We start from the raw sequence: 2,093 nt of genomic DNA on the forward strand, positions 1-2,093 counted from the left end.
CCTGCTCCTGCTCCTGCTCCACGCTCGTCACCGGAGCCGCCATGTGTCCCCCTCTGTGCCATCGTCCTTCGTGCCGGGGTCTTCGTCCTGTGCTCGTGCGCCCCGTGCTCGTGCCTCCCGTGCGTGTGCCTCCCGTGTGTGCGGGGCCCGCGGTCGTGCGTCCCGCTGCCGTACGCCGGTCACCGCGCTGTCCCGACCGGGCCGGCGCACGCGCCCCCGCCTCCACCGCTCCGGGCGTCCTCGTCCAGGCCGAGCAGCAGCCGCACCACGGGCAGGACCGCGTCCGCGCGACCGGGGTCGAGGCCGGGACCGAACCCGGGCGCCCCGGGTCCGGTGGTCGTCGCGCCGTCCGGTGTCCCCGGTCCGCGCCGGACCAGCTCGCCCAGCGTGCGCCGGACCCCGGACTCGTACGCCGAGAACGTCCGCCGCAGCAGGGGCAGCACGTCCGTGAACGCCTCCGCCGGCACGCCCGTCAGCCATGTGTCGACCAGTCCGAGGAGCCGCTCGTCGTGGACGAGGAGCAGGCCGCCCGAACCGCCGCCGACGAAGCCCTCGATCCACGCCGCCGCGTCCGCCGGTGCCGTGCCCGGCGACGACAGCACCAGCCCCATCTGCCGGGCCGCCTCGTCCCGTGCCAGCGCCCCGTCGTCCAGCAGCAGGCGAACGGACCGCCCCCGTATCACCCCGGGCACGGTGTCCCGCGTCGCCAGCGTGCGCAGCACCGCCGCCCAGCGGGCGCGCAGGCCCCCGTGGCCCGGGGCGGGCGCGTCGCCGAGAAGGGCGACCGCCCCGTGCACCGCGTCGAGATGGTCCCGCATCTCCTCGGCCGCGTCCGCGCCCAGTCCGGCGCACGCCGGGGGCAGGCCGACCAGCACGCGTTCCGCCAGCCCGGCGGCGACCTCCGCGAGCGCCTCGGTGCCGGTGCCGCGCACATCGCCGTAGCGCAGCGAGCGGACCAGGGCCGGCAGGGCCTGGGCGAGACGGCCGACGTCCGAGTCGAGGGCCGCGCGGTCGGCGAGGATCCGCATCACCGTCGGCAGGGCGTCGGGCAGTGCGGCCAGGAGGCAGCGCTCGGCGAGCCCGGTGACGTCGGCCAGGCCCTGCGCGGCGACGGCGTCCGCCTCGGCCTTGGCGGTCGCGGCGGCGCGTACGGTCGTGCCCCATATCCCGGCCTCGGCGACCCGCACGGACAGTTCCGGTTCCCAGTGCAGCCGCCAGGTCTCCCGGAAGGTCCCCGTGCTCCCGTACGAGGCCGTCGGCCGCCCCCAGTCCACGGCGAGCAGCCGCAGCCGGTGCAGCAGTCTGCTGCGCTCCCCGTCGGTCTCCTTGCGCAGGTCGAGTTCCAGTTCGCGCTCCGCGGCCTCGGGCTTCAGCCGCAGCCTGCGCTGGGTCCGCGCGAGGTCCCGCTGGAGGGGCACCGCGGGCGCCGCCGCCGGGACCTCCCCGAGCACGTCACCGACGACCAGCCGGTCGTGCACCAGCGCCAGCGGCACGTCGGAGCCCTCGCACATCACCGCCCGTACCGCGTCGGTCGTCTCGCCCAGTCCGGGCAGGGGCCTGCCGCGCATCGCGGCGAGCGCGTCCGCCAGCCGCACCGCCTCGATGACGTGGGCGGGGGACACGGTCCGGTCCTCGGCCCGCAGCAGTCCCGCCACTCTGGTCATCCACCGCTCGACGGGCCGGTCCACCGCGCCGAACAGATGCCCGTACCAGCCGGGCGAGTCGATGCCCGCGCCGTATCCGCTGAAGCGGGACAGCCTGCGGTTCGTCCACGGCACCCAGGTCATGTCCGCCTTGACCTTCGGCAGCCCCCTCAGCAGGGTCCGGTCGGCGACGACGGTGGACCTCCGCCGCAACGCGGGCACGTGCCAGGCACCGCAGACGACGGCCACGCCGTCCCCGACGTCGCGCTGCGCCTCCCGGATCCGGAGCCGCATGTACGCCTCGCGCACGAGGTCCCGGTCCGGCGCCGCGGAAGAACCCGGGGCGGGGCCCGGGTCCGGGTCCCGCCCTCCGCTCCCGTGTTCCTCCCGCAGCGCCGTCATGGCCTCCTCCAGGGCGGTGAACGGCGCGAGCGCGTCGCCCCTCCCGCC

At 76.8% G+C, this 2,093-nt stretch carries 1 protein-coding gene; it reads right to left on the reverse strand.

Translation table 11 applies throughout. The features are described from left to right. Positions 1-179 precede the first annotated feature (179 nt). Positions 180-2,093: DUF5682 family protein (locus AOK18_RS29205; RefSeq protein ID WP_055696262.1), on the reverse strand; the 1,914-nt coding region annotated here is incomplete at its 5' end.

Source organism: Streptomyces prasinopilosus (genome assembly GCF_001419695.1).
GTDB classification, from domain to species: Bacteria; Actinomycetota; Actinomycetes; order Streptomycetales; family Streptomycetaceae; genus Streptomyces; species Streptomyces prasinopilosus.